A 25065-nucleotide genomic window follows, 5' to 3' on the forward strand; every position below is an offset into this window, starting at 1 on the left:
TTGCGTTAACGACGAATGAGCTGAATGAAGAAAAGCGGATGAATGATTGAGGAGGAACGAACGTGGCAAATGCATATGCAAAAGCCGGTGTCGATGTCGAAGCCGGTTATGAAGTAGTCGAACGGATCAAAAAGCATGTGAAACGAACAGAACGGCTAGGCGTGATGGGGGCAATCGGGGGCTTTGGTGGCTGTTTTGACTTATCATCGTACCAATTGAAAGAACCGGTACTCGTTTCTGGGACAGATGGTGTAGGAACCAAGCTTTTGTTGGCGATCCAACAAGAACAGCACACAACGATCGGCATTGATTGCGTCGCGATGTGCGTGAATGATATCGTCGCTCAAGGGGCAGAACCTATCTACTTCCTTGACTATGTTGCAGTTGGTAAAAACGATCCGGCAAAGATCGAACAAATCATTGCTGGTGTCGCAGAGGGCTGTGTGCAAGCGGGGGCTGCCCTGATTGGTGGGGAAACCGCTGAGATGCCGGGGATGTATCAGCCAGAAGAATATGATCTTGCTGGTTTCGCCGTAGGGATCGTCGAAAAAAGTCGCTTGATCACTGGAGAAACCATTAAAGAAGGCGATGAGCTGATTGGTTTGCCTTCTTCAGGCATTCATTCCAATGGGTACTCTTTAGTCAGAAAAATCTTTTTTGAACAGCATGGCTATACAGGAGCAGAAACGTTTGCGGAACTTGGTAACCAAACGCTTGCAGAAAGTTTATTGACGCCAACGAGAATTTACGTTGATGCACTGAAACCTTTATTGACAGAAGGATTGTTAGCTGGAATTTCTCATATCACTGGTGGCGGCTTTGTTGAAAATATCCCACGGATGCTGCCTGAAGGACTTGCGGCAGAAATCGCCTTAGACACTTGGCCGCAGTTGCCAATATTTGATCTGATCGCTACTCATGGCGCAATTCCTCATCAAGAAATGTTCGAGATTTTCAATATGGGTATCGGTATGGTCTTAGCCGTTGCGCCAGAAAATGTTGCGGCAGTGATGGCACTTCTATCCGCCAATGAAGAACAAGCATACCGGATCGGTAAAGTGACCAAACGTAACAACGAAGCCGTTTGCTTCAAAGAGGCAGTCCGATGAGGATCGCCGTCTTTGCTTCTGGAACGGGCAGCAATTTTACAGCAATCGCCGATGCGATCCAAGCAAATAAAATCAAAGGAGCGCAGATCGGATTGGTCTTTTCCGATAAATCTACAGCGCCAGTAATAGAAAAAGCCCGCGCGAGAGACTATGAAACGCTTGTCATAGAGCCAGCGGCATTTGCATCAAAAGCAGCCTTTGAAAATAAATTGATCGAAGAATTGCAGGATCATGCCATCGATTTTATTGTTTTAGCAGGGTATATGCGAATCATCGGCAACACTCTATTATCCGCTTATGAAGGCAGAGTCATCAATATCCATCCCTCCTTGTTGCCGAGTTTCCCAGGTAAATCTGGGATCGCCGATGCCTTCGCTTACGGCGTGAAAGTGACGGGAGTGACGGTTCATTATGTCGATGCCGGCATTGACACAGGGCCAATCATTGCCCAAGAAATCGTTCGGATCGACACCGACGATACATTAGCAAATGTGACAGAAAAAATTCATCAAGTAGAACATCAAATCTATCCAGCTGTTTTAGCTGAAATCGTGGAAAAGGGGCTATCGAATCGTGAATAAACGTGCATTAATCAGTGTGTCTGACAAAGAAGGACTCGTACCATTTGTCCAAGAATTGACCAATTTAGGATTTGAGATTATCTCAACTGGCGGGACAAAAACGGCCTTGGAACAAGCGGGGCTTCAACCGATCGGCATCGAAGCGGTCACAGAATTTCCTGAAATGATGGATGGTAGGGTCAAGACGCTACATCCACGGGTGCATGGTGGTCTGTTAGGACGGCGTGATCTGCCTTCTCATATGGAGGCAATGGCTGAGCATGGCATTTTACCGATCGACCTTGTTGTCGTCAATCTTTATCCATTTAAAGAAACCATCAGTAAGCTTGACGTCACAGAAGCCGACGCAATCGAAAATATCGACATCGGCGGACCAAGTATGCTACGTTCTGCGGCGAAAAATCATGCCTCAGTAACTGTTGTCGTTGATCCCGAGGATTACGACTGGGTTTTAACTGAGCTGAAGGAAGGCAATACGACGTTGGCATCAAGAAAGAAATTAGCTGCCAAAGTCTTCCGCCATACCGCCGCTTACGATGCCTTGATTGGTGAATACTTGACCAAAGCGGTGGCTGAAACAGAAACAGAGACCTTGACGAAAACCTATGTTTTGAAACAAACATTGCGTTATGGTGAAAATAGTCATCAGAAAGCTTCCTTCTATCAAGATGCATTACCCGTGCCCTATTCGATTGCCAGCGCAAAACAAATCCACGGCAAAGAATTGTCTTACAACAACATTAAAGATGCTGACGCTGCCTTACGGATCGCAGAAGAATTTACAGAGCCAACTGCGGTAGCCCTAAAGCACATGAATCCATGTGGAATCGGAAGTGGAGAAACGATTGCTGAAGCTTTCCAAGAAGCTTACGAAGCAGACCCAGTGTCGATTTTTGGCGGGATCATTGTTTTGAATCGTCCAGTTGATGTGGCAACTGCGGAGCAACTGCAGCGAATTTTTCTTGAAATCATCATTGCACCTGCATTTGAAGAAGAAGCACTAGAAATCTTAACGAAGAAAAAAAATCTACGCCTGCTGGTTGTTGATTTCCAGAAAGCAGCCAAACAGCCAGAAGTTGTCTCTGTCCTTGGGGGCTTATTAGTGCAAGAACCAGATGATCAAATGGAAACACCAGAAGATTGGACCGTGGTGACAAAGAGAAAGCCGACACCAGAAGAAATCGCAGCTTTGGCTTTTGCTTGGAAAGCAGTGAAACACGTGAAATCTAATGCCATCGTTTTAGCCAATCAACAGCAAACCGTCGGGATCGGCGCTGGTCAAATGAACCGCGTGGGTTCGGTGAAAATCGCCGTCGAACAAGCCCGTGAAAACAACAAATTGACTGGTTCAGTGCTGGCAAGCGACGCCTTTTTCCCAATGGATGACAGTGTTGAATATGCAGCGCAACAAGGAATCAAAGCGATTATTCAACCAGGTGGCAGTATCAAAGATCAAGAGTCGATCGACATGGCAGATAAATACGGTGTGGCGATGGTCTTTACTGGTGTTCGTCATTTTAAACACTAAGAAATAGGAGAAGACGATGAAAATACTTGTTATTGGTAGTGGCGGTAGAGAGCATGCCGTCGCAAAAAAGTTTCTGCAGGATCCTCAAGTGGAAACAGTCTTTTGTGCGAAGGGCAATCCCGGTATGCGAAAAGACGGGATCAAGACAGTCGCAATTGAAGAGTCCGATCATGAAAGCCTAATTGCTTTTGCTCAAGAGCAGGAGGTTGATTGGACCTTCGTTGGTCCGGAAGTTCCGTTGCTAAATGGCATCGTAGATGATTTTCAGGGGGCGGGCTTGGAAATTTTTGGCCCCAATCGCCAAGCAGCGATGATTGAAGGATCAAAAGAGTTTGCCAAAGAATTGATGCGAACCAATCACATTCCAACAGCAGACTATCAAAGCTTTACAGATAGTGCCCAGGCAAAAGCCTATATCCAACGTAAAGGTGCGCCAATCGTCATCAAAGCAGATGGTTTATCGGCGGGCAAAGGCGTGGTTGTCGCGGAAACCATTGAAGAAGCAAACGCAGCAGTCGAAGCGATGCTGGAGCAAAATGCTTTCGGTGAAAGTGGTGCAAAAGTGGTGATCGAAGAGTTTTTGGCTGGCGAGGAGTTTTCGCTATTGGCATTTGTGAAGGGCGAAGCCGTCTATCCAATGGTCATTGCCCAAGACCATAAACGTGCCTTCGATGGCGATTTAGGTCCGAATACAGGAGGTATGGGGGCTTATACGCCGGTACCGCAGATTCCGCAAGAAATGGTCGATCAAGCGGTAGCAGAAGTTTTACTTCCTGCAGCAAAAGGGATGATTCGCAACAATACACCGTTTACGGGGATTCTCTATGCAGGTCTGATTGCTACCAATGATGGACCGAAAGTCATCGAATTCAATGCGCGTTTTGGCGATCCAGAAACACAAGTCGTGCTAAGTCGCTTAGAAAGCAGTCTAGCCCAGATCATTGATGATCTCTTACAGGACCAAGTACCTACGATCCAATGGAATCAATCGGCTTCGATCGGTGTCGTGATTGCCTCTCAAGGATATCCAGGCAAGTATCAGCAAGGAATGCCTGTCCCAAGCCCAGAAGGAGAAGGAACGCAATTCTTTTATGCAGGAGTGGATGAAGCTGCCGACCAAGGTGGTTTGACGGCAGCTGGTGGGCGCGTTTTTCTTGTGGAAGCATCAGCTGAGAATTTAGCTGCTGCACAAAAGAACGTCTATGAAGCAATCAGCAGGTTGTCTTTATCTGGCTTATATTACCGAAACGATATCGGCGATAAAGCCTTGCAATATAGCAACTCATCAAAGGCGATGAAGTAAAGAATATTTCTGTGCATAACACAACCTGAAAAAAAGGAGGGCTGCCAGTAGAACCAATCGGTTGTGCTGGTGGTTTTCGTTTTATGGGAGGTTTTTTTGACGTTGGTATAGCGTTTTCATCTTGTTGTGATAAAATAGGAATGTAGTTTAAATAAGGAGGAACTTTACGTGAAAAAAATTAAATTCGGTCCCACTGATTTAGAAGTATCCAGCGTGATTTTAGGATTGATGCGAATCAACAATGCCAAAGATCCTGTGAAGGTCTTGACGACTGCGATTGAAAATGACATTACCTTCTTTGACCATGCGGATATTTATGGTCGCGGTGAATGTGAAACGATTTTTGCAGAAGCTTTAGCAAAAACGGCAGCTAAAAGAGAAGATTTGTTTATTCAATCAAAATGCGGCATCGTTCCAGGTGAAATGTTTGATTTTTCGAAAGAGCATATTATCTCTTCTGTGGAAGGTAGTTTGCAACGATTGAAAACTGATCATTTAGATGCGTTATTATTGCATCGCCCTGACACTTTGTTTGAACCAGAAGAAGTGGCAGCAGCCTTTGACCAATTAGAAAAAGACGGTAAAGTGAAATACTTCGGTGTCAGCAATCAAAAACCTGGTCAAATCGAGCTATTGAAAAAATATGTTTCGCAACCTTTAGTAGCGAATCAACTGCAATTCGGGATCATGCATACAGGGATGATCGATCAAGGGATTCATGTCAATATGACGGATGCTGGCAGTGTCGACCATGATGGAGAAATTTTGGAATATTCTCGTTTGCATGAGATGACGATCCAAGCTTGGTCTCCGTATCAGTATGGTTTCTTTGAAGGGGTCTTTATCGGTAACGAGAAATTCCCAGAGTTAAACGAAAAATTAACCGAACTAGCGAACAAGTATCAAACAACGCCGACTGGCATCGCATCTGCGTGGATCTTACGTCATCCAGCAAATATGCAAGTGATTGCCGGAACGATGACCCCACATCGAATTGAAGAAATTGCGCAAGCTTCTTCGATCGTATTGACCCGCCATGAATGGTATGAAGTGTATAAAGCAGCAGGGAACATATTGCCTTAATTTATACGTAAATTCCGTTTTATTCAGTTGTTATAAGGATGAATGTTCGCGAAAGACGAACATTCATCCTTTTTTTTCAAAAAGTATTTCTAAAAAGCTTGTATTTCATTTCCAGGTGGTTTAAATTGTTGTGGGCGTTAAAAATAGGCTGATGCCATTTGATGCTTGCTTCACTCTTAGTAAGATTTGGAGGATATTTTTATGTTTGACATGAAAGTTTTTGATTACGAAGATATACAACTGATTCCTAACAAGTGTATCGTGAACAGCCGTTCAGAATGTGATACCACGGTGACATTAGGCGGACACTCGTTTAAAATGCCTGTTGTTCCTGCAAATATGCAAACAATTATTGATGATTCAATCGCAGAATTTTTAGCTGAAAATGGCTATTTTTATATTATGCACCGCTTTGATGAAGAAGCACGGATTCCATTCATCAAAAAAATGAAAAGCCGCGGCTTGATTAGTTCAATCAGCGTGGGTGTCAAAGAAAATGAATATGCCTTTGTAGAAGAACTAGCTGAGAAAGAGCTTGTTCCTGATTTTATCACGATCGATATTGCCCATGGTCACTCAAACGCCGTGATCAATATGATTCAACACATCAAGAAGCATTTACCAGCAACGTTTGTGATCGCTGGAAATGTTGGAACGCCAGAAGCAGTTCGTGAATTGGAAAACGCTGGCGCAGATGCAACAAAAGTCGGTATTGGACCAGGGAAAGTTTGTATCACAAAAATCAAAACTGGTTTCGGGACTGGCGGATGGCAATTGGCAGCATTACGCTGGTGTGCCAAAGCTGCTCGCAAACCAATCATTGCAGATGGTGGCATTCGGACACACGGCGATATCGCTAAATCTGTCCGCTTTGGTGCAACCATGGTCATGATCGGTTCATTGTTTGCTGGGCATGAAGAATCACCAGGGGAAACCAAGGTAGAAAATGGCGTTGTAATGAAAGAATACTTTGGTTCTGCATCAGAATTTCAAAAAGGTGAAAAGAAAAACGTAGAAGGAAAGAAAATTTGGATTCAATACAAAGGTTCTTTAAAAGATACGTTAGTTGAAATGCAGCAAGACTTGCAGTCATCGATCTCTTATGCAGGTGGAAAAGATTTAGAATCGATTCGTAAAGTGGATTACGTAATCGTGAAAAATTCGATTTTCAATGGAGATACTATTTAAGCTGGATACTGAAGAAACGGCCTTTTAGCGGTCGTTTCTTTTTTTTGTTGGAACAACCATTTTGTTTTTCTGTTTTCTTCGTTATAATAGAAGCAATGAGAAGTAGAGGAGCGGGTGACCAAATGACAATCAAAGTGATGTCTGTGTTCGGTACCAGACCGGAAGCCATCAAAATGGCGCCACTAGTAAAGGAATTGGAAAACGACCCGCGTTTTGAATCGATCGTTGTGGTGACGGCGCAGCATCGAGAAATGTTGGATCAAGTTTTAACGGTTTTTGAAATCATACCAGATTATGATCTGGATATTATGACTTTAGGGCAAACTTTGACAGGAATCACTACCAAAGTTTTGCTGGATCTGGAACCTATCTTGCAAAAGGAAACCCCTGATATCGTACTCGTTCACGGGGATACGACCACAGCTTATGCAGCCGCGACGGCAGCTTTCTATCAGCAGATTCCTGTGGGGCATGTGGAAGCCGGTTTGCGTACATGGAACAAAAAATCTCCTTATCCGGAGGAAGCCAATCGTCAGCTGATCGATGTATTAGCGGATTTTTATTTTGCGCCAACTGTCCAAAGCAAAGAAAATTTATTAGCGGAAAATCGCAATAAAGCTGCAATTTTTGTAACGGGAAATACCGCCATTGATGCGATGCGTTATACGATCTCGGAGGACTATCAGCATCCAGAACTTTCTGCAGCAGATAAAACCATGATTCTTCTGACAATGCACCGTCGCGAGAACTTAGGTGTTCCGATGAAGCAAGTCTTCCGCGCTTTAGCGAAGATCGCTAAGGAGAAACCAACCATCAAAGTGGTTTTTCCTATGCATAAAAATCCTCAAGTCCGAGGGATTGCTATGGAGATACTTGGGGAACTAGAAAATGTCACGCTGATTGAGCCTTTAGATGTCATTGATTTTCACAATGTTGCCAATCAAAGCACATTGATTTTGACGGATTCTGGTGGTGTCCAAGAAGAAGCACCGTCGTTAGGCGTTCCTGTTTTGGTCTTGCGAGATACAACAGAGCGCCCAGAAGGAATTGCTGCAGGTACGTTAAAACTGATCGGTACGTCTGAAGCTGCGGTTTATCAAGAAACGAAGCGACTACTAGAGGATCCAGAAGCTTACAATGCCATGGCACATGCAGAAAATCCCTATGGCGATGGGAAAGCTAGTCGGCGAATCTTGAAAATTTTAGCAGATCATTTTTCGTGAGAGCTAGATCGAAAGAATACCGAAAAAATCATTTTTCAGAATCGGATGTGAAAGAGAAATAGGCAGCTGTTTATTTAAATGGCTGTCTATTTTTTATTCGAGTTCGGAAATTTATTACATTCTCTCCTTCAATGGGATAGCCGAAGTGACTTGATGAATTCTGGGTTTTGCCCTGAGAGGATTTCTCTCTATCTGTTCGTGTAAAAAAAGTTTTGTCACATATAAAATCACACCAGTTCTTTAACGTTGTTATTTTATTGTAAGACCTTTCATTTGAAAACCAACGAAAATCTATGAAAAAAGGGTGCTTTTTTCCATTGTTGCGGTTGACATTGGCTAGGATAGCAGTTATTATGTGGGTAGTTGGAAGATAGACTTCCGGCGAACTGACATTTTATACAAATAATTGTTAGGTGAGGCTCCTATATGGACACAAGCTGCTGCCGCAAAAGTATCGAGAGATACTTAGTTGGTAGGACAGGTCTAATCGTGAAGGTTAAACCCAAAGTAGCTGATAGCAGATTTGCTATCTACGCCCTATAGTGCTAAAGCTCTACAATGATCATGAGTTTTTTACGCATGCTTATTGGGAGCGTGCGTTTTTTTGTGTCTTTTACGCATGTTCCACAGTGACTTACCTAATAAAAAGAAAGGAAGATTCACATGGAATACCCCAGTCCCCAGATGAAACAGCGGAGTAATTATCGAATCGCTAGGGGTGGCGTAAGCAACTCCTAAGTGCTAGGAGGAAAAAAAGATGTTAAAAAAACTATCGAAAGATCAAGAACTAAAATTACTGGCAAAATTGACCGAAAGAGAACTGCTGATGGAAATGCGGACATCCTTCCAAGGGCTATCGGAAGAAGATGCTGCAGAACGTTTGGCAGAGTACGGTCCAAACAAAGTGGATGCGCAAAAACCAACACCTGCTTGGTTGATGATCCTAGGTGCTTTCAAAGATCCTTTTGTGTTAGTTTTGGCATTATTAATGGTTATTTCTTTTGTAACAGGCGATATTGAAGCAGTGATCGTGATGGGAATCATGATTTTAGCCAGTGTCATGATTACTTTCGTCCAAGAATACCGTTCCCAAAAAGCAAGCTTAGCGTTAAAAGAACTTATTGAAAATACTTGTTCCGTCACTCGAGATGGAATCACGAGAGAAATTCCAATGGATGAAGTCGTTCCAGGAGACATCGTCACCTTAGCAACCGGCGATATGATTCCTGCGGATGCGATCTTGATTTGGACCAAAGATTTATTTATCAATCAATCTTCATTAACAGGCGAATCAATGCCAGTTGAAAAATTTGTCGATGCTGGGATCAAAGAAAGCGATGAACAAATTTCTGCACTAGATATGCAAGATCTTGTTTTCATGGGTACCGATGTCTTAAGTGGTCAAGGAAAAGCCATTATTTTGAAAACCGGTCAAAGTACTTTCTTCGGTGATATTGCCAAAAATGCGACGACGAAACGGGGTAAAACAACCTTTGAAGATGGCTTAACAAAAGTCAGCAAGCTATTGTTGCGAATGGTCATGGTTCTTTTCCCAATCGTTTTACTGATCAATGGTTTGACCAAGGGTGATTGGGGCGAAGCGTTGTTCTTCGCGATTGCAGTAGCAGTTGGTTTGACGCCAGAAATGCTACCAATGATCGTCACCAGTAACTTAGCCAAAGGGGCGATCTCTTTATCAAAAGAAAAAGTGATCGTCAAAGAATTGCCTTCGATTCAAAACTTAGGTGCAATGGATGTACTATGTACCGATAAAACGGGTACGATCACCGAAGATCGTGTTGTACTGGTACAGCATTTAAACCCATTTGGCGTAGAAGATAAACAAGTCCTTGATATGACGTATTTAAATTCTTACTATCAAACAGGGTGGAAAAACCTGATGGATATTGCTGTCTTAAACTACTATGAAGAAGAAGGCTTGGCAGCGCCATTTAACGATGTGACAAAAATCGATGAGATTCCGTTTGACTTCTCACGTCGCCGCTTGACGGTTGTTGTCAATGCAGATGGTCATCAACTGATGGTCACTAAAGGTGCCGCCGAGGAAATGGAACAAGTCTGCAAGTACGTAGAAGTTGATGGCAAAGTGATGGAATTGACTCCTCAATTGAGAAAACAATTGCGTCAAGTGAATTTGCGCTTGAACAAACAAGGAATGCGCGTATTGACTGTTGCTGTAAAACGAGATGCCCACGCAGATGCCGTTTATTCTGTAGAAGATGAACAAGATATGATCATGATTGGCTTTATGGGCTTCTTAGATCCAGCAAAAGAAACAGCAAAAACAGCGATTGCTTCTTTACACGGTCATGGCATCAATGTCAAAGTGTTAACGGGAGATAATGCGATCGTTGCACAAAAAGTTTGTCGAGATGTTGGTATTGATGCAGATGAATATTTGTTAGGAACCGATATAGATCATCTGTCAGATGAAGAGTTAGCAGAGAAAGCTGCAAAAACTAATCTGTTTGCAAAATTAAATCCAATGCAAAAATCCCGAATCATTGAAACCATTCAAGCGGCAGGCCATACGGTCGGCTTTATGGGAGATGGCATCAACGACGCGCCTGCTTTACGTACGGCAGATGTTGGTATCTCGGTTGATACCGCAGCAGATATCACCAAAGATGCCAGCTCGATCATTTTATTAGAAAAAAGTTTGAATGTCCTTGATAAAGGGGTCATCGAAGGCCGCAAAGTATTTACCAATATGATGAAGTACATCAAAATGACTTTGAGTTCGAATTTCGGGAATGTGTTCTCGATCTTAGTTGCTAGTGCCTTTTTACCTTTCTTACCAATGTTGTCCATTCAACTGTTGGTTCAAAACTTGGTGTACGATATGGCCCAATTGACGATCCCATGGGACAACGTAGATAAAGAAGAGTTAGAAAAACCAGTTAAATGGCAAGTGGGTGGACTATTGAAGTTTACCGTCGGCATTGGACCTGTCAGCAGCATCTTCGATATTTTGACTTTCTTTATGATGTGGCATGTCTTTAGTGCAAATACCATCCAAGAGCAAGCCTTGTTCCAAGCAGGATGGTTTATGATTGGCTTGACGACACAAACCTTAGTCGTTCACATGATCAGAACGAGAAAATTACCATTTATCAAAAGTATCGCATCACCTGCAGTTTTGATTTCAAGTGTTCTAGCGATTGCAGTTGGCTTCTTGGTCATCTTGACGCCATTGCATACCGTCTTTGATTTTGCAGCACTGCCATCAAGTTACTGGCCATGGTATGTCGGTATCAATCTAGCTTATTTAGTAACAGTTGAGTTTGCGAAACGCATTTACATTCATGTCACGAGAGAATGGATTTAAAAAAACAGGTCGGCGTTCTTCCTAACAGGGGGAGAATCGCCGATCTGTTTCTTTTTATCCGTTCTCTGTATTATTTTTTTCTCATATTAAGAAATTTCTCTTTGATTCAAGTCGAATCCTTCACAAGTGATAAAAGGAGGTTAATGATAAATCTGTTTAGCGGAATGGTGGATGCTGTACTATTCTTAAATAAAAAAAAGAATCTGAAAAGAAAAAATTGAAGAAAGCGATTGCTTTAATGTGATTAATTTCACTAATGTTTTCTTAAGAGTTGCTACAGTGGGAATTCTTTTATTAAAAAAAATACCCTTTTCACTTGTCATTTTCGAAGTTAAATGATAATTTATAAGAGTAAATGAAATTTCGATAGTACAGATTTAAACCCTGTTACATACGAAAGTGAATTTTTATATCAGAGAGGAAAGTGTGTCAAGATGGCAAAAAAACAAAAAGCACTTGATTTCCAAGCGATTTTGGAGCAAGTCAATGCGGATTTTCCAACTTACCAAGCTTTGGACAAAGACGGGAAAATTGTAAATCAAGAGTTAGTACCAGATTTAAGTGACGACGAATTAGTTGAATTGATGACTCGTATGGTATGGTCTCGTGTATTAGACCAACGCTCAACTGCGTTAAACCGTCAAGGTCGTCTAGGTTTCTTCGCGCCAACTGCTGGACAAGAAGCAAGCCAATTAGCAAGTCAATTTGCTTTTGAAAAAGAAGACGTTTTATTACCTGGTTACCGTGATGTACCACAATTGATCCAACACGGTCTGCCATTGAAAGAAGCTTTCTTATGGTCACGTGGCCACGTTGCTGGGAACCTTTATCCAGAAGATTTAAAAGCATTGCCACCACAAATCATTATTGGTGCACAATACGTCCAAGCAGCCGGCGTTGCTTTAGGATTGAAAAAACGCAACAAGAAAAATGTTGTATTCACTTATACAGGTGATGGCGGTTCTTCACAAGGGGACTTCTATGAAGCAATCAACTTTGCAGGGGCTTACCATGCAAACGCTGTATTCTATATCCAAAACAATGGTTTTGCGATCTCTACACCTCGTGAAGTACAAAGTGCGGCACCAACATTGGCACAAAAAGCTGCAGCAGCTGGGATCCCTGGTATCCAAGTTGACGGTATGGATCCATTGGCAGTGTACTATGTTTCTAAAGCAGCTCGTGAATGGGCAGCAAACGGCAACGGTCCTGTATTGATTGAAACCTTGACTTACCGTTACGGTCCACATACATTGTCTGGTGATGATCCAACCCGTTACCGTTCAAAAGACATGGACAGCGAATGGCAACAAAAAGATCCATTGGTACGTTTCCGTACTTACCTAACTGAAAAAGGACTTTGGTCTGAAGAAAAAGAAGAACAAGTCATTGAACAAACAAAAGAAGAAATCAAAGCAGCGATCGCTGAAGCGGACCGCGTGCCAAAACAAAAAGTTTCAGATTTCTTGAAAAACATGTTTGAAGTACAACCACAAAACATTAAAGAACAAATTGCAACTTACGAAGCGAAGGAGTCGAAATAGTCATGGCACAAAAAACAATGATTCAAGCAATTACAGATGCCTTAGCTGTTGAAATGGAAAATGACAAAGAGATTTTAGTCTTTGGTGAAGATGTCGGTAAAAACGGCGGGGTTTTCCGTGCAACAGAAGGTTTACAAGAAAAATTCGGCGAAGATCGTGTCTTCGATACCCCTCTTGCTGAATCTGGTATCGGCGGCTTGGCTTTCGGTTTAGCATTAGAAGGTTTCCGTCCAGTTCCAGAAATCCAATTCTTTGGTTTCGTATTTGAAACATTTGACGAAATCGTTGGTCAAATGGCGCGTACTCGTTACCGTATGGGTGGTACACGTAATTTACCAATCACTATTCGTTCACCATTTGGTGGCGGTGTGCACACACCAGAATTGCACTCAGATAACTTGGAAGGATTGATCGCTCAATCACCTGGTATCCGTGTCGTTATTCCATCAAACCCATATGATGCAAAAGGATTATTGATTGCTTCTATCCGCAGCAATGACCCAGTTGTTTTCTTAGAGCACATGAAACTTTACCGTTCATTCCGTGAAGAAGTGCCAGAAGAAGCATACGAAGTTCCTTTAGACAAAGCAGCAGTAACTCGTGAAGGTTCTGATGTTTCAATCATCACTTATGGTGCAATGGTTCGTGAAGCAATCAAAGCTGCTGACAACTTAGCGAAAGAAAACATCAACGCTGAAATTATCGACTTGCGTACAGTTGCTCCCCTTGATGTTGAAACGATCATCAAATCAGTTGAAAAAACTGGTCGTGTGGTTGTCGTTCAAGAAGCACAAAAACAAGCAGGTGTTGGCGCTCAAGTCGTTTCTGAAATTTCTGAACGTGCGGTTCTATCACTAGAAGCTCCAATCGGACGCGTGTCTGCACCAGATACGATCTTCCCATTCGGTCAAGCTGAAAACATTTGGTTGCCAAATGCAAAAGACATCGAAGACAAAGTGAAAGAAATCGTGAACTTTTAATAGTTGAAGAAGGGAAGAATAGAAAATGGCATTTCAATTTAAATTACCGGATATCGGTGAAGGAATTGCAGAAGGCGAAATCGTAAAATGGTTCGTCAAAGCAGGGGATACCATCAATGAAGATGATACCTTACTAGAAGTTCAAAATGATAAATCAGTGGAAGAAATTCCATCTCCAGTAACAGGAACAGTGAAAAACATCGTTGTCCCTGAAGGTACAGTCGCAAACGTTGGAGATGTCCTTGTTGAGATCGATGCACCAGGACATGAAGACAACGAAGGCGATGCAGGTGTAGCAGCAGAGTCTCAAACACCAGCAAAACCAGCAGCAGAACCTACAACGGAAACGGCTGAAGCATCAGCTGGTTCTTCTGAAGGCGCAGGCGTTTTCCAATTCAAATTACCAGATATCGGTGAAGGAATTGCAGAAGGCGAAATCGTAAAATGGTTCGTTAAAGCAGGAGATACCATCAATGAAGACGATACGTTGCTTGAAGTTCAAAACGACAAATCAGTCGAAGAAATCCCATCTCCAGTAACAGGAACAGTGAAAAACATCGTTGTTGCTGAAGGAACAGTTGCAAATGTTGGTGATGTTTTAGTTGAAATCGACGCACCTGGTCACAACAGTGCGCCTGCTTCATCAAGCGCACCTGCAGAAGCACCAAAAGAAAAAGTGGAAACTTCTGGTTCAGCAAGTGTTGTTGAAGCAGCAGATCCTAACAAACGTGTCTTGGCTATGCCTTCTGTCCGTCAATTCGCTCGCGAAAAAGATGTGGATATTTCCCAAGTATCTGCAACAGGCAAAGGCGGACGTGTAACAAAAGAAGACATCGAAAACTTCCTATCAGGTGGCGGACAAGCTGCAAAAGCTGAAACTCAAGCTCCTGCGAAAGAAGAAACAAAAGCTGCAGCAACTGAAAGCAAACCAGCAGCTCCAGCAAAAGCCTTCAAATCAAACTTAGGTGATTTAGAAGAACGTGTTGCCTTAACACCTACACGTAAAGCAATCGCTAAAGCGATGGTAAACAGCAAACAAACAGCACCTCATGTAACCTTGCATGATGAAGTTGAAGTAACAAACCTATGGGATAATCGTAAGAAATTCAAAGAAGTTGCTGCTGCAAACGGCACAAAACTTACTTTCTTACCATATGTTGTAAAAGCATTGACTGCAACAGTGAAAAAATTCCCTATCTTGAATGCGTCGATCGATGATGCAAAACAAGAGATCGTATACAAAAACTATTACAACATCGGTATCGCAACAGATACTGACCATGGTTTGTATGTACCAAACGTAAAAGATGCAGATCGTAAAGGCATGTTTGCTATCGCTGATGAAATCAACGAAAAAGCAAAACTTGCTCATGACGGCAAATTAGCTGCAGATGATATGCGTAACGGTACCATCACGATCAGTAACATCGGTTCAGTTGGTGGCGGCTGGTTCACACCAGTAATCAACTACCCTGAAGTAGCTATTTTGGGTGTAGGTACGATCGCGCAACAACCAATCGTAAACGCTGAAGGCGAAATCGTTGTCGGACGTGTGATGAAACTTTCATTAAGCTTCGACCACCGTATCGTTGATGGCGCAACAGCGCAACAAGCAATGAATAATATCAAACGTCTATTAGCTGATCCAGAGCTATTAATGATGGAAGGATGATTAACAAATGGTAGTTGGAGATTTTGCTGTTGAATTAGATACAGTTGTAATCGGTGCGGGACCTGGCGGCTATGTAGCTGCCATCCGCGCTGCTGAAATGGGACAAAAAGTAGCAATCATTGAAAGAGAATACATCGGCGGCGTTTGTTTAAACGTTGGTTGTATCCCTTCAAAAGCTTTGATCGCTGCAGGTCATCATTACCAAGAATCTTTGGATTCAACAATGTTTGGTGTAACAAGTGAAAATGTTTCCCTTGATTTTACCAAAACACAAGAATGGAAAGACAACAAAGTCGTTAAAACGTTAACTTCTGGTGTTGGTTTCCTATTGAAAAAACATAAAGTTGAAACAATTGAAGGAGAAGCTTTCTTCGTTGATGATCACACATTGCGTGTCATCCACCCAGATTCAGCACAAACTTACTCTTTCAATAATGCAATCATCGCAACAGGTTCTCGTCCAATTGAAATCCCTGGTTTCAAATTCGGCGGACGTGTCCTTGATTCAACTGGCGGATTGGCATTAAAAGAAGTTCCTAAAAAATTCGTTGTTATCGGTGGCGGTGTCATCGGTTCTGAACTAGGTGCAGCGTATGCAAACCTAGGTGCAGAAGTAACGATCCTTGAAGGTTCTCCTCAAATCTTGCCAACCTATGAAAAAGACATGGTCAAATTGGTTGAAGAAGACTTTGCGAAAAAAGGTGTAACAGTCGTTACCAACGCAATGGCGAAAGAAGCAATTGACAATGGCGATAGCGTAACTGTGAAATATGCCGTAGATGGTAAAGAAGAATCAGTTACTGCTGATTACGTGATGGTTACTGTTGGCCGTCGTCCAAATACTGATGACATGGGCTTGGAACAAGCAGGTGTTGAAGTAGGCGAACGCGGATTGATCACGGTTGACAAACAAGGCCGTACCAACGTATCAAACATCTACGCAATTGGTGATATCGTTCCTGGTGCTGCATTAGCACATAAAGCCAGCTACGAAGCAAAAATCGCTGCTGAAGCAATCTCTGGCAAAAAAGTTGCTGTTGATTACAAAGCGATGCCTGCAGTTGCCTTTACTGACCCAGAATTGGCTTCTGTCGGAATGACCATCAAAGATGCCAAGGATGCTGGAATTGAAGCAAAAGCATTCAAATTCCCATTCTCAGGTAACGGTCGTGCGTTATCTCTAGGAAAAACCGAAGGATTCATTCGCTTAGTAACAACGGTTGAAGACAATGTGATCATCGGTGCGCAAATTGCTGGTTTAGGAGCAAGCGATATGGTTTCAGAACTTGCTCTTGCTATTGAATCTGGCATGAACGCAGAAGATATCGCGTTAACCATCCATCCACATCCATCTCTAGGTGAGATCACAATGGATGCTGCTGAGTTAGCTCTAGGTTTACCAATCCACATTTAAGCTTTTTGAAACTCGTTCATCATTTGGTGAACGAGTTTTTTTATCACCAAAAATAAAGCGATCCTAAGCTATTGACAGAATCTTCTGTAAATGATACGATGCTCTTAATATTTCAACCGTTGATGAGGAAAGTACATTGATTTGGCAAGCTTAGAGAGTCTTCGTAGGGTGCAAGAAGAACTTGTAGAATCAATCGAAAATGGCCTCAGAGGTGATCTTCTGAACTTGTACGAAAGATAAGGAGATCCGGGTGCGCCCGCTATCGCGTCAGAGTATAACGACGTTTATTTGTCGCGTACTTGCTGAGAAGCATGCTGGAAAGTCTGCTTGAATAAAGGTGGTAACACGTAAACACGTCCTTTGATATCTCGATATCAGAGGGCTTTTTTATTTGTATTATTAAGGAGGAATAGTATGACAGAAAGATTTGAGACGATTCAATTACACGGAGGACAAACACCAGATCCTACCACAGGGAGTCGCGCCGTACCCATTTATCAAACCACATCGTATGTGTTTGAGGACGCAGATCAAGCGGCAGCGAGATTTAGTCTTAGTGAGAATGGCAATATCTATACCCGTATTACCAATCCGACAACGGCTGTTCTAGAAGAACGATTAGCCCTCTTAGAAGGCGGTGTCGGTGCGTTAGCAACGGCTTCTGGCTCAGCAGCGATCACCTATGCGATTTTAAATCTTGCACAAGCAGGAGATCATATCGTTTCTGCTGCTTCAATTTATGGGGGGACCTATAATTTATTCGCTCATACGTTGCCAGATTTTGGCATCACTACAAGCTTTGTTGATAGTGAAGATCTGGCAGCACTAAAAGCAGCCATCCAAGAAAATACTAAAGCAGTTTTTCTAGAGTCTTTAGGTAATCCAGATATTGATATTGCCGACTTTAAAAAGATTGCAGCGATCGCTCATGAAGCAGGGATTCCCCTCATCATTGACAATACCTTTGCGACTCCCTATCTGTTTCGAGGATTTGAGCATGGGGCGGACATCGTCGTTTATTCCACGACAAAATACCTCGGTGGTCACGGTGCTGCTTTGGGAGGGGCCATTATCGACAGCGGCAACTTTGATTGGACAAATGGCAAATTTCCCAAGCTGGTCGATCCCGATCATAGCTACCATGGAATCTCATGGGTAGAAGCCGCTGGTAACGCTGCCTATATCACTCGGGCACGAACGATTCTTTTACGGGATACAGGCGCTGCGATTTCTCCCTTCAATTCATGGGTGTTGCTTTTAGGCATCGAGACGCTTTCGTTGCGGATGGAACGTCATGTAGAAAATGCGCAACAAGTTGCTGAATTTTTAGCCAAGCACTCGGAAGTCTCTTGGGTTCATTTCCCAACACTGCCGGACAGCCCCTATTTTGAACGGGCGCAGGAGTATTTCCCCAAAGGGACCAGTTCCGTCTTTTCCTTTGGATTAAAGGGTGGAGCAGAAGCAAGCAAAACCTTTTGTGGCGCAACCAAGCTCTTCTCTTTGCTGGCAAATGTCGGGGATGCAAAGTCCTTGATCATCCATCCAGCTTCGACGACCCATTCCCAGCTTAGCGTAGAAGAACTTGCAGCAGCCAAAATTCGTCCAGAGACGATTCGCCTATCCATTGGATTGGAAAACATCAACGATCTATTGGAAGATCTCACGCAAGCCTTCCAACAGCTCTAAATAGTTGAAGCAGTAGGAAAAGCGCAGGATACTATGCTGCGCTTTTTTGTTGTCGGTTAGTGTTTCAAATAAAACTGCGGTTTCTGTTGTTAGAAGGATAGTAAATCCATCGGTTCTATGCTATATTTAGTTGCTAAGGAATATGGATAAGGTGGGGGATGTATGCGTAATCATGCAAGTGACAAGAGGATTCGGTTTTACTACACAAGTTTGCAATTTCTTTATTGGATGATGTTTTGCTCAATCTATGGCTTTGCGACCCTTTTTTTGATTTATTTCAAGGTCGATCCAGCAAAAATTGGCGGTATTTTAGCCTTAGTCAATATTGCGTCTACGATTTTGCAGCCCTTCATCAGTCAAATCATTATCAAAAAAAGTAAAGTACCGCTGATCGTTGTCTTGAAAACGATGACAATCGGCGTGGTCGCGGTGCTCTTAGCAGGTGTGATTTTCCCTGCATTATCAATACTGACCTATGTCTTAGGAGGGATTTTGCTCGTTTCCATGCAGTCCTTTCTCAACGCCTTGGCGTTTGAATACACGAATAGCGGCAACAAAATCAATTTTGGCTTTTCGCGTGCGGGTGGGTCACTAGGATTTGCGGGGACCTCCTTTTTACTGGGGCAGCTCTTGGAGGAGTTTTCGGCAGCCCTTTTGCCAATGATCGCTATCGGGCAGGCTGTTTTGTTTCTCATTATTTTGCTTTTGCTGCCAGCGATCAAGAAGCCAGAAATGCCCGTGATGCTTACAGAACAAAGTCATTCAGGTGCCTTTTTGAAGAAATATCCTTTTCTACTCTTTCTCTTTGTCGGGTTTAGCTTTCTTTTCAGCTTCCACACGATGATCAACAGCTTTTTGGCACAAATTTTTGCCGATATTGGCGGTGGCAGTAAGGAAGTTGGCATCGCCCTGATGGTTGCGGCGTTATGCGAATTGCCAGGCATGATTTTCTTTGAACAGTTAGTGAGGATACGGTCTAGCCGTTTTTGGCTGTTGTTTTCCAGTGTTGCCTTTGCCATTCGTGGGGTGCTGATGCTGTTGATCAGCTCCATTGTCTTGATGGAATTGAGCCATTTGATGCAAGGGGCTAGTTTTGCTTTGTTTATTCCAGCTTCGGCTTATTTGTTCAACCATAGTTTGGCAGATGAAGATCGGGTTTTTGGACAAACGATTATTATCATTGCTACCACGATCGGTGGCGTGATTGGCAATCTTTTGGGCGGGATGCTGATCCAAAGCTTTGGTGTTTGGGAAATGCTTTTGATTGGGACTGGGTTTGCCGTTCTAGGTGCTGCATTGACCTTTATCGGTGTGAAAAAAATCCCTAAAAGTAACAAGAAACTAGCGATCCTAAGCGAATGATCGCTAGGTAGAAAAAAGAGTTGCGGCCGTATTTGCTTCGGTCGCAACTCTTTTGAATCTGATCAACGGGTACTATTTCTTTTCTAATACAGCGATAAATTCCCGCATATAGTCTGGTAGATCTGGAGGACGGCGGCTGGAAACGATATGTCCATCCGTAACCACAGGTGTATCCACCCATGTGGCTCCAGCATTTGTCATATCATCTTTGATGCCTGGTGTACTGGTGACCGTCTTGCCTTGCAGGATATTCGCAGAAATCAAGACCCAGCCTGCATGACAGATTTGACCAATGACTTTTTCGTCTTTGTCCATCGTTTGCACGAAAGAGATGACCTCTGGGAAACGCCGTAATTTATCAGGCGCCCAACCACCTGGAACTAAGATGGCATCGTAGTCATCGGCATGAATATCAGAAAAAGCATAGGCTGATTCTGCGGGTACTCCGTATTTGCCAATATACGTTTTATGCGCTTCTTCACCGACTAAATCGACTTGCGCGCCTTCTTCCCGTAACCGATGGACCGGGTACCACAGTTCTAAATCTTCGAAATCATTGTCGACTAAGGCAATGATTTTTTTGTTTTCTAAACGCAAGAGAATTCCTCCTTTTTCTTGTTATTCTTACTGTAACATCATGCAAAGAGAAACACCAAAAGTATGCTTCTTAAAAAATGCCAAGAAGCTATTTTGAGAATGGTCATTCAGAGAAATGGTAGTGATGTAAGCGTTGTAATCATTAGGAAAGTAAGAGATAATGAAAGAAAGCCAAAGGAGGCGAAGATGTGGAAGCATTCGAAAATGCTCGAAAATTTATTTACAAAAACGCGCGCCCTTTAGACCTTGCTCGTTGGCAGTATCATTTTGAAAATGGATCTCGCGAGGCTGTATTACAGGCGTTACAATTCTACCAAAATGAAGATGGTGGGTATGGGCATGGTTTGGAACCTGATCATTGGAATCCCAACAGTACACCGATTGCAGTGTGGGAGGCATGTCGAATTTTAAGAGAGCTTGAATGCCTTCATTCGACAAATCCACAAGTCCAAGGGATTTTAAGGTATTTAGCTAGTGGAAAAGAGTTTTCTGAAGGGAAATGGTTCAACCAAGTGCCGTCAACGGTATCCTATCCGCATGCGATTTGGTGGGAGAGTCCTGTAGGCGTGCCAGCAGACAACCCAACGGTAAGTCTAGCTGGTATGATCTTAAAAACAGGGGAAACTACCCTCTATCAAAAAGCACAAGAAATCGTTGAAACAGCAGTTGCAAGTTTCCTTAAGGAACCAACCAGTGAAATGCACACATTAGTCGTCTATCTAGAATTATTACAAGACTGTGAAGAAATCCAGTATCAGCCTGTTTTAGCAAATGACCGCTTTCGCGAGATCTTATTCCAGCAAATTCGCCATACTGTCTCAAACGAGCCAGAAGAGTGGTTCACGTCTTATGTCAGTAAACCTTCAAATTTTTTCTTTACAAGAGAGCAGCTGCTTGGGATCTTTAGTGAAGAATTATGTAAAAAAGAAGCCCAAGAAATTTTAAAATACCAACAAGAAGATGGATCATTTGTCATTCCATGGCAATGGGGAACGGATTACCCAGAGTTTTTCATAAGTAAACAGTGGTGGAAATCAATTACTATCATTAAAAATTTTTTGTTTTTGCAGGCTTTTCTAGACGAACCTTTTTGAAATCGGTCATTTTCTAATAAGCAATCTCGTTGAAAGAACAAAGGAATTTCCTTCTTAATTTGAGATTCATGGGTTTCAGCTTCTAAAAATCTCAATAGTTTGTATACAAGAGGTACATTCATTGCTAGGATGTACCTTTTTTGCAGCGGAGGCTCTGACCTATTTTTAATTTTGTGGTACACTGAATAAGATGAATAGGAGTGGTAATATGCGGGATTATCAATATCCTCTTGACTTAGATTGGTCGACAGATGAAATGGTCGTCGTCATGAAGATGTGGGAACGATTAGAACAAGCCTATGAAAAAGGCCTTCCTAGTAGTACGTTTCTTGAGGCGTATCAAGCCTTTAAGAAAGTCGTTCCTAGCATTGGCGAGGAACGCCGTTTAGGCAGAGAATTTGAAGAACTATCAGGCTATTCGCTGTACCATGCTGTGCAGGCAGCGAAAAAGACTGAGGGAAAACTAAAAATGAAAGGGTAGATCAACGAATGCATGAAATCGTTAATGAAGTTCGCCAGTGGATGATCGCTGCAGGTGAAACGATCAAAGACAATTTAAATAAAGAAGACTTAGTGGTCGAGACAAAATCAGGACGGAAAGACTTAGTGACAGAATTGGATAAAGCCACGCAAGATTTTCTGATTGGTAAGATCCAATCCTATGATCCGGATGCCAAAATTTTAGGTGAAGAAAACGGACTGGACACACTTGCCGACATGAGTGGGCGGGTCTTCATCATTGATCCGATCGATGGAACGATGAATTTCGTGTTAGAAAAAGAAAACTTTTGTATCATGATCGCGATTTACGAAGAGGGCAAAGGGCGCTTTGGCTTTGTCTATAATGTTATGAAAGATGAATTCTTATGGGGTGGTCCAGAGATTGGTGTCTATAACAATGGCGAGAAGATCGAACCGCCGAAAGATATTGCCTTATCCGAAGGTCTCGTTGGCTTGAATTCACCCATGTTGATCCATAACCGCCACCACGAAACCGAGGTCAGTGACAAAGCATTAGGCATTCGTATGACTGGCTGTGCTGGGGTAGAGCTGATTGCCCTCGCTAAAGGACAAAGAGCAGGCTATCTTTCTCATCTTGCGCCATGGGATTATGCGCCAGGGGGCGTTTTGTTAGAAACCCTTGGATTAAAAATGGCAAACATCAAAGGAGAGCCGCTATCCTTGAATGGACGGGAATTGTTCGTAGGCGGTACACCGAAAGCTTTTGAAGAATTATTGGCGATCGTCAATCAATAAGAAAAAACCAGATATTTTATTAATATCTGGTTTTTTCTGTAAAAATGAAAACTTTGCACTATATTTCAGAAAGAAATTCTGGTATAATGGCTTGTCGAGTGCAATGTCACCAAAAAAGGAGTTTATAAATTGAATATTAGAAATGATATCCGCAACGTCGCTATTATTGCCCACGTTGACCACGGAAAAACTACATTAGTTGATGAATTATTGAAACAATCCCAAACGTTAGATAGCCATACCCAATTACAAGAACGGGCGATGGATTCAAATGCGATCGAAAAAGAACGTGGCATCACGATCTTAGCGAAAAATACAGCGGTTGAATACAACGGTACAAAAATCAATATCATGGATACCCCAGGACACGCGGACTTCGGTGGTGAAGTAGAGCGGATCATGAAAATGGTCGATGGTGTTGTTTTGGTTGTTGATGCTTATGAAGGAACGATGCCTCAAACACGTTTCGTATTGAAAAAAGCGTTGGAACAACACTTAGTGCCAATCGTAGTTGTCAACAAAATCGACAAACCATCTGCTCGTCCTGAGCATGTCGTCGATGAAGTCTTAGAACTATTTATCGAATTAGGTGCCGACGATGACCAATTGGACTTCCCAGTGATCTACGCTTCTGCGATCAACGGGACTTCAAGTGAATCAGATGATCCTGCTGATCAACAAAAAACGATGGCACCATTGTTTGATACGATCATCGAACATATTCCAGCGCCAATCGACAACAGCGACGAACCATTGCAATTCCAAGTATCATTGCTTGATTACAATGACTACGTTGGACGTATCGGTATTGGCCGTGTCTTCCGCGGATCAATCAAAGTCGGCGACCAAGTTGCATTGATGAAATTAAACGGAGAAGTTAAAAAATTCCGTGTGACGAAACTTTTCGGTTTCTTCGGTTTGAAACGTTTAGAAATCCAAGAAGCCAAAGCCGGTGATTTGATTGCCGTTTCTGGGATGGAAGATATCTTCGTTGGTGAAACTGTTACACCAATCGATCATCAAGATTCATTACCTGTTTTACACATTGATGAACCAACGTTACAAATGACCTTTATCGTGAACAATTCACCATTTGCGGGTCGCGAAGGAAAATTCGTAACCGCTCGTAAAATTGAAGAACGCTTAATGGCGCAATTGCAAACAGACGTTTCATTGCGTGTGGATCCAATCGGACCTGATTCATGGATCGTTTCTGGACGTGGCGAACTTCATTTGTCAATTTTGATCGAAAATATGCGTCGTGAAGGATTTGAATTGCAAGTTTCTCGTCCAGAAGTTATCGAACGCGAAATCGATGGCGTGAAATGCGAACCATTTGAACGGGTGCAAATCGATACCCCAGAAGAATACATGGGATCAGTAATCGAATCATTGGGAATGCGTAAAGCAGAAATGCAAGATATGATCAATACAGGGAATGGACAAGTACGGATCATTTTCTTGGCACCAGCTCGTGGCTTGATCGGTTACACGACAGAATTCCTATCAATGACTCGCGGCTACGGCATCATGCACCACACCTTCGATCAATATTTGCCAATGATCCAAGGACAAATTGGTGGCCGTCATCAAGGCGCACTTGTATCGATCGATACAGGAAAAGCAACGACTTACTCGATCATGAGTATTGAAGAACGTGGAACGGTCTTCGTTGAACCAGGTACCGAAGTGTACGAAGGAATGATCATTGGTGAAAACTCTCGTGACAAAGACTTAACGGTCAATATCACGAAAGCAAAACAAATGACCAACGTCCGTTCTGCAAACAAAGACCAAACCTCAGTTATCAAGAAACCTCGTATTCTTTCTTTGGAAGAATCACTGGAATTCTTGAATGATGATGAATACTGTGAAGTAACACCAGAAAGCATTCGTTTAAGAAAACAAATCTTGAACAAGAGCGAACGGGAAAAATCACAGAAAAAGAAAAATAACTGATAACTAAAACAGTGATCAAAAGTTTTAAACACTTCTGATCTGTTCGATTTTCCGAAGGATGGAAAAGGGATTGCTCCTGTGTTGCAGCGGCTCTTCGCCGCAGGACCCAGAAAAAGCAATCAGCCGATTTCCCTCC

Annotated in this window: 19 protein-coding genes, 1 riboswitch and 1 other annotated feature; of the genes, 18 read left to right on the top strand and 1 reads right to left on the bottom strand. The window is 42.7% G+C overall.

What is annotated here, in order from left to right; all coding sequences use genetic code 11:
• The first annotated feature begins 62 nt into the window (after window positions 1-62).
• The 14 genes from purM (at window position 63) to IGK63_RS06820 (ending at window position 20022) form a co-directional block, all read left to right on the top strand.
• Window positions 63-1109 carry a phosphoribosylformylglycinamidine cyclo-ligase gene (gene purM, locus IGK63_RS06755; RefSeq protein WP_016613331.1) on the top strand — a complete coding sequence of 349 codons (1047 nt, stop codon included), beginning with the start codon at window positions 63-65 and terminating at the stop codon, window positions 1107-1109.
• Entirely contained in the window at window positions 1106-1690 is a 585-nt protein-coding gene (gene purN, locus IGK63_RS06760; protein ID WP_016613332.1) for a phosphoribosylglycinamide formyltransferase, read from the top strand. Before purM ends, purN begins: the two co-directional genes overlap by 4 nt.
• A complete protein-coding gene (gene purH, locus IGK63_RS06765) occupies window positions 1683-3218 on the top strand; it encodes a bifunctional phosphoribosylaminoimidazolecarboxamide formyltransferase/IMP cyclohydrolase (protein ID WP_016613333.1) in 1536 nt (511 codons plus the stop codon). Before purN ends, purH begins: the two co-directional genes overlap by 8 nt.
• A gap of 16 nt (window positions 3219-3234) precedes the next feature.
• Window positions 3235-4521, top strand: a complete 1287-nt coding sequence (purD, locus tag IGK63_RS06770; RefSeq protein WP_016613335.1) for a phosphoribosylamine--glycine ligase — start codon at window positions 3235-3237, stop codon at window positions 4519-4521.
• Window positions 4522-4689: 168 nt separating this feature from the next.
• Window positions 4690-5604, top strand: a complete 915-nt coding sequence (locus tag IGK63_RS06775) for an aldo/keto reductase (protein WP_016613336.1) — start codon at window positions 4690-4692, stop codon at window positions 5602-5604.
• Window positions 5605-5814: 210 nt separating this feature from the next.
• Window positions 5815-6792, top strand: a complete 978-nt coding sequence (gene guaC / locus IGK63_RS06780; protein WP_080555199.1) for a GMP reductase — start codon at window positions 5815-5817, stop codon at window positions 6790-6792.
• A 122-nt stretch (window positions 6793-6914) separates the two neighbouring features.
• Complete coding sequence (gene wecB / locus IGK63_RS06785; protein ID WP_034872223.1) at window positions 6915-8015, top strand: non-hydrolyzing UDP-N-acetylglucosamine 2-epimerase; 1101 nt, start codon at window positions 6915-6917, stop codon at window positions 8013-8015.
• A 398-nt stretch (window positions 8016-8413) separates the two neighbouring features.
• Window positions 8414-8585, top strand: a riboswitch (M-box (ykoK) riboswitch).
• A 187-nt stretch (window positions 8586-8772) separates the two neighbouring features.
• Window positions 8773-11364 (top strand): magnesium-translocating P-type ATPase, encoded by a 2592-nt coding sequence (gene mgtA, locus IGK63_RS06790; protein ID WP_005236382.1) that lies wholly within the window; start codon window positions 8773-8775, stop codon window positions 11362-11364.
• 434 nt (window positions 11365-11798) lie between these two features.
• On the top strand, window positions 11799-12908 hold the full coding sequence (pdhA, locus tag IGK63_RS06795) for a pyruvate dehydrogenase (acetyl-transferring) E1 component subunit alpha (RefSeq protein WP_005231936.1): 1110 nt from the start codon (window positions 11799-11801) through the stop codon (window positions 12906-12908).
• A gap of 2 nt (window positions 12909-12910) precedes the next feature.
• On the top strand, window positions 12911-13888 hold the full coding sequence (locus IGK63_RS06800; RefSeq protein WP_005230047.1) for an alpha-ketoacid dehydrogenase subunit beta: 978 nt from the start codon (window positions 12911-12913) through the stop codon (window positions 13886-13888).
• A gap of 25 nt (window positions 13889-13913) precedes the next feature.
• On the top strand, window positions 13914-15560 hold the full coding sequence (locus IGK63_RS06805) for a dihydrolipoyllysine-residue acetyltransferase (RefSeq protein WP_005236379.1): 1647 nt from the start codon (window positions 13914-13916) through the stop codon (window positions 15558-15560).
• A gap of 7 nt (window positions 15561-15567) precedes the next feature.
• Window positions 15568-16974: a dihydrolipoyl dehydrogenase gene (lpdA, locus tag IGK63_RS06810; RefSeq protein WP_005230052.1), complete on the top strand. Its 1407-nt coding sequence runs from the start codon at window positions 15568-15570 to the stop codon at window positions 16972-16974.
• A 110-nt stretch (window positions 16975-17084) separates the two neighbouring features.
• Window positions 17085-17338, top strand: a binding site (T-box leader).
• Between the two features lie 50 nt (window positions 17339-17388).
• Window positions 17389-18660 (top strand): O-acetylhomoserine aminocarboxypropyltransferase/cysteine synthase family protein, encoded by a 1272-nt coding sequence (locus IGK63_RS06815; RefSeq protein ID WP_016613342.1) that lies wholly within the window; start codon window positions 17389-17391, stop codon window positions 18658-18660.
• 162 nt (window positions 18661-18822) lie between these two features.
• Window positions 18823-20022: an MFS transporter gene (locus tag IGK63_RS06820; protein ID WP_016613343.1), complete on the top strand. Its 1200-nt coding sequence runs from the start codon at window positions 18823-18825 to the stop codon at window positions 20020-20022.
• 72 nt (window positions 20023-20094) lie between these two features.
• Here IGK63_RS06820 and IGK63_RS06825 read toward each other — a convergent pair whose 3' ends face one another.
• Window positions 20095-20619: a type 1 glutamine amidotransferase domain-containing protein gene (locus IGK63_RS06825; protein WP_005230058.1), complete on the bottom strand. Its 525-nt coding sequence runs from the start codon at window positions 20617-20619 to the stop codon at window positions 20095-20097.
• A gap of 188 nt (window positions 20620-20807) precedes the next feature.
• On the opposite strand from IGK63_RS06825, the gene IGK63_RS06830 reads away from it, so the two are divergent.
• From IGK63_RS06830 to typA, 4 genes are all read left to right on the top strand, one after another.
• On the top strand, window positions 20808-21713 hold the full coding sequence (locus tag IGK63_RS06830; protein ID WP_016613344.1) for a hypothetical protein: 906 nt from the start codon (window positions 20808-20810) through the stop codon (window positions 21711-21713).
• A gap of 208 nt (window positions 21714-21921) precedes the next feature.
• Window positions 21922-22194 (top strand): UPF0223 family protein, encoded by a 273-nt coding sequence (locus IGK63_RS06835; protein WP_008381425.1) that lies wholly within the window; start codon window positions 21922-21924, stop codon window positions 22192-22194.
• 8 nt (window positions 22195-22202) lie between these two features.
• Entirely contained in the window at window positions 22203-22970 is a 768-nt protein-coding gene (locus IGK63_RS06840) for an inositol monophosphatase family protein (protein WP_016611043.1), read from the top strand.
• Between the two features lie 129 nt (window positions 22971-23099).
• Window positions 23100-24929, top strand: coding sequence for a translational GTPase TypA (gene typA / locus IGK63_RS06845; RefSeq protein ID WP_005236363.1), 1830 nt, complete (start codon window positions 23100-23102; stop codon window positions 24927-24929).
• Window positions 24930-25065 lie beyond the last annotated feature (136 nt).

This window comes from Enterococcus sp. AZ040, from assembly GCF_050499185.1.
Lineage (GTDB): Bacteria > Bacillota > Bacilli > Lactobacillales > Enterococcaceae > Enterococcus_D > Enterococcus_D entomosocium.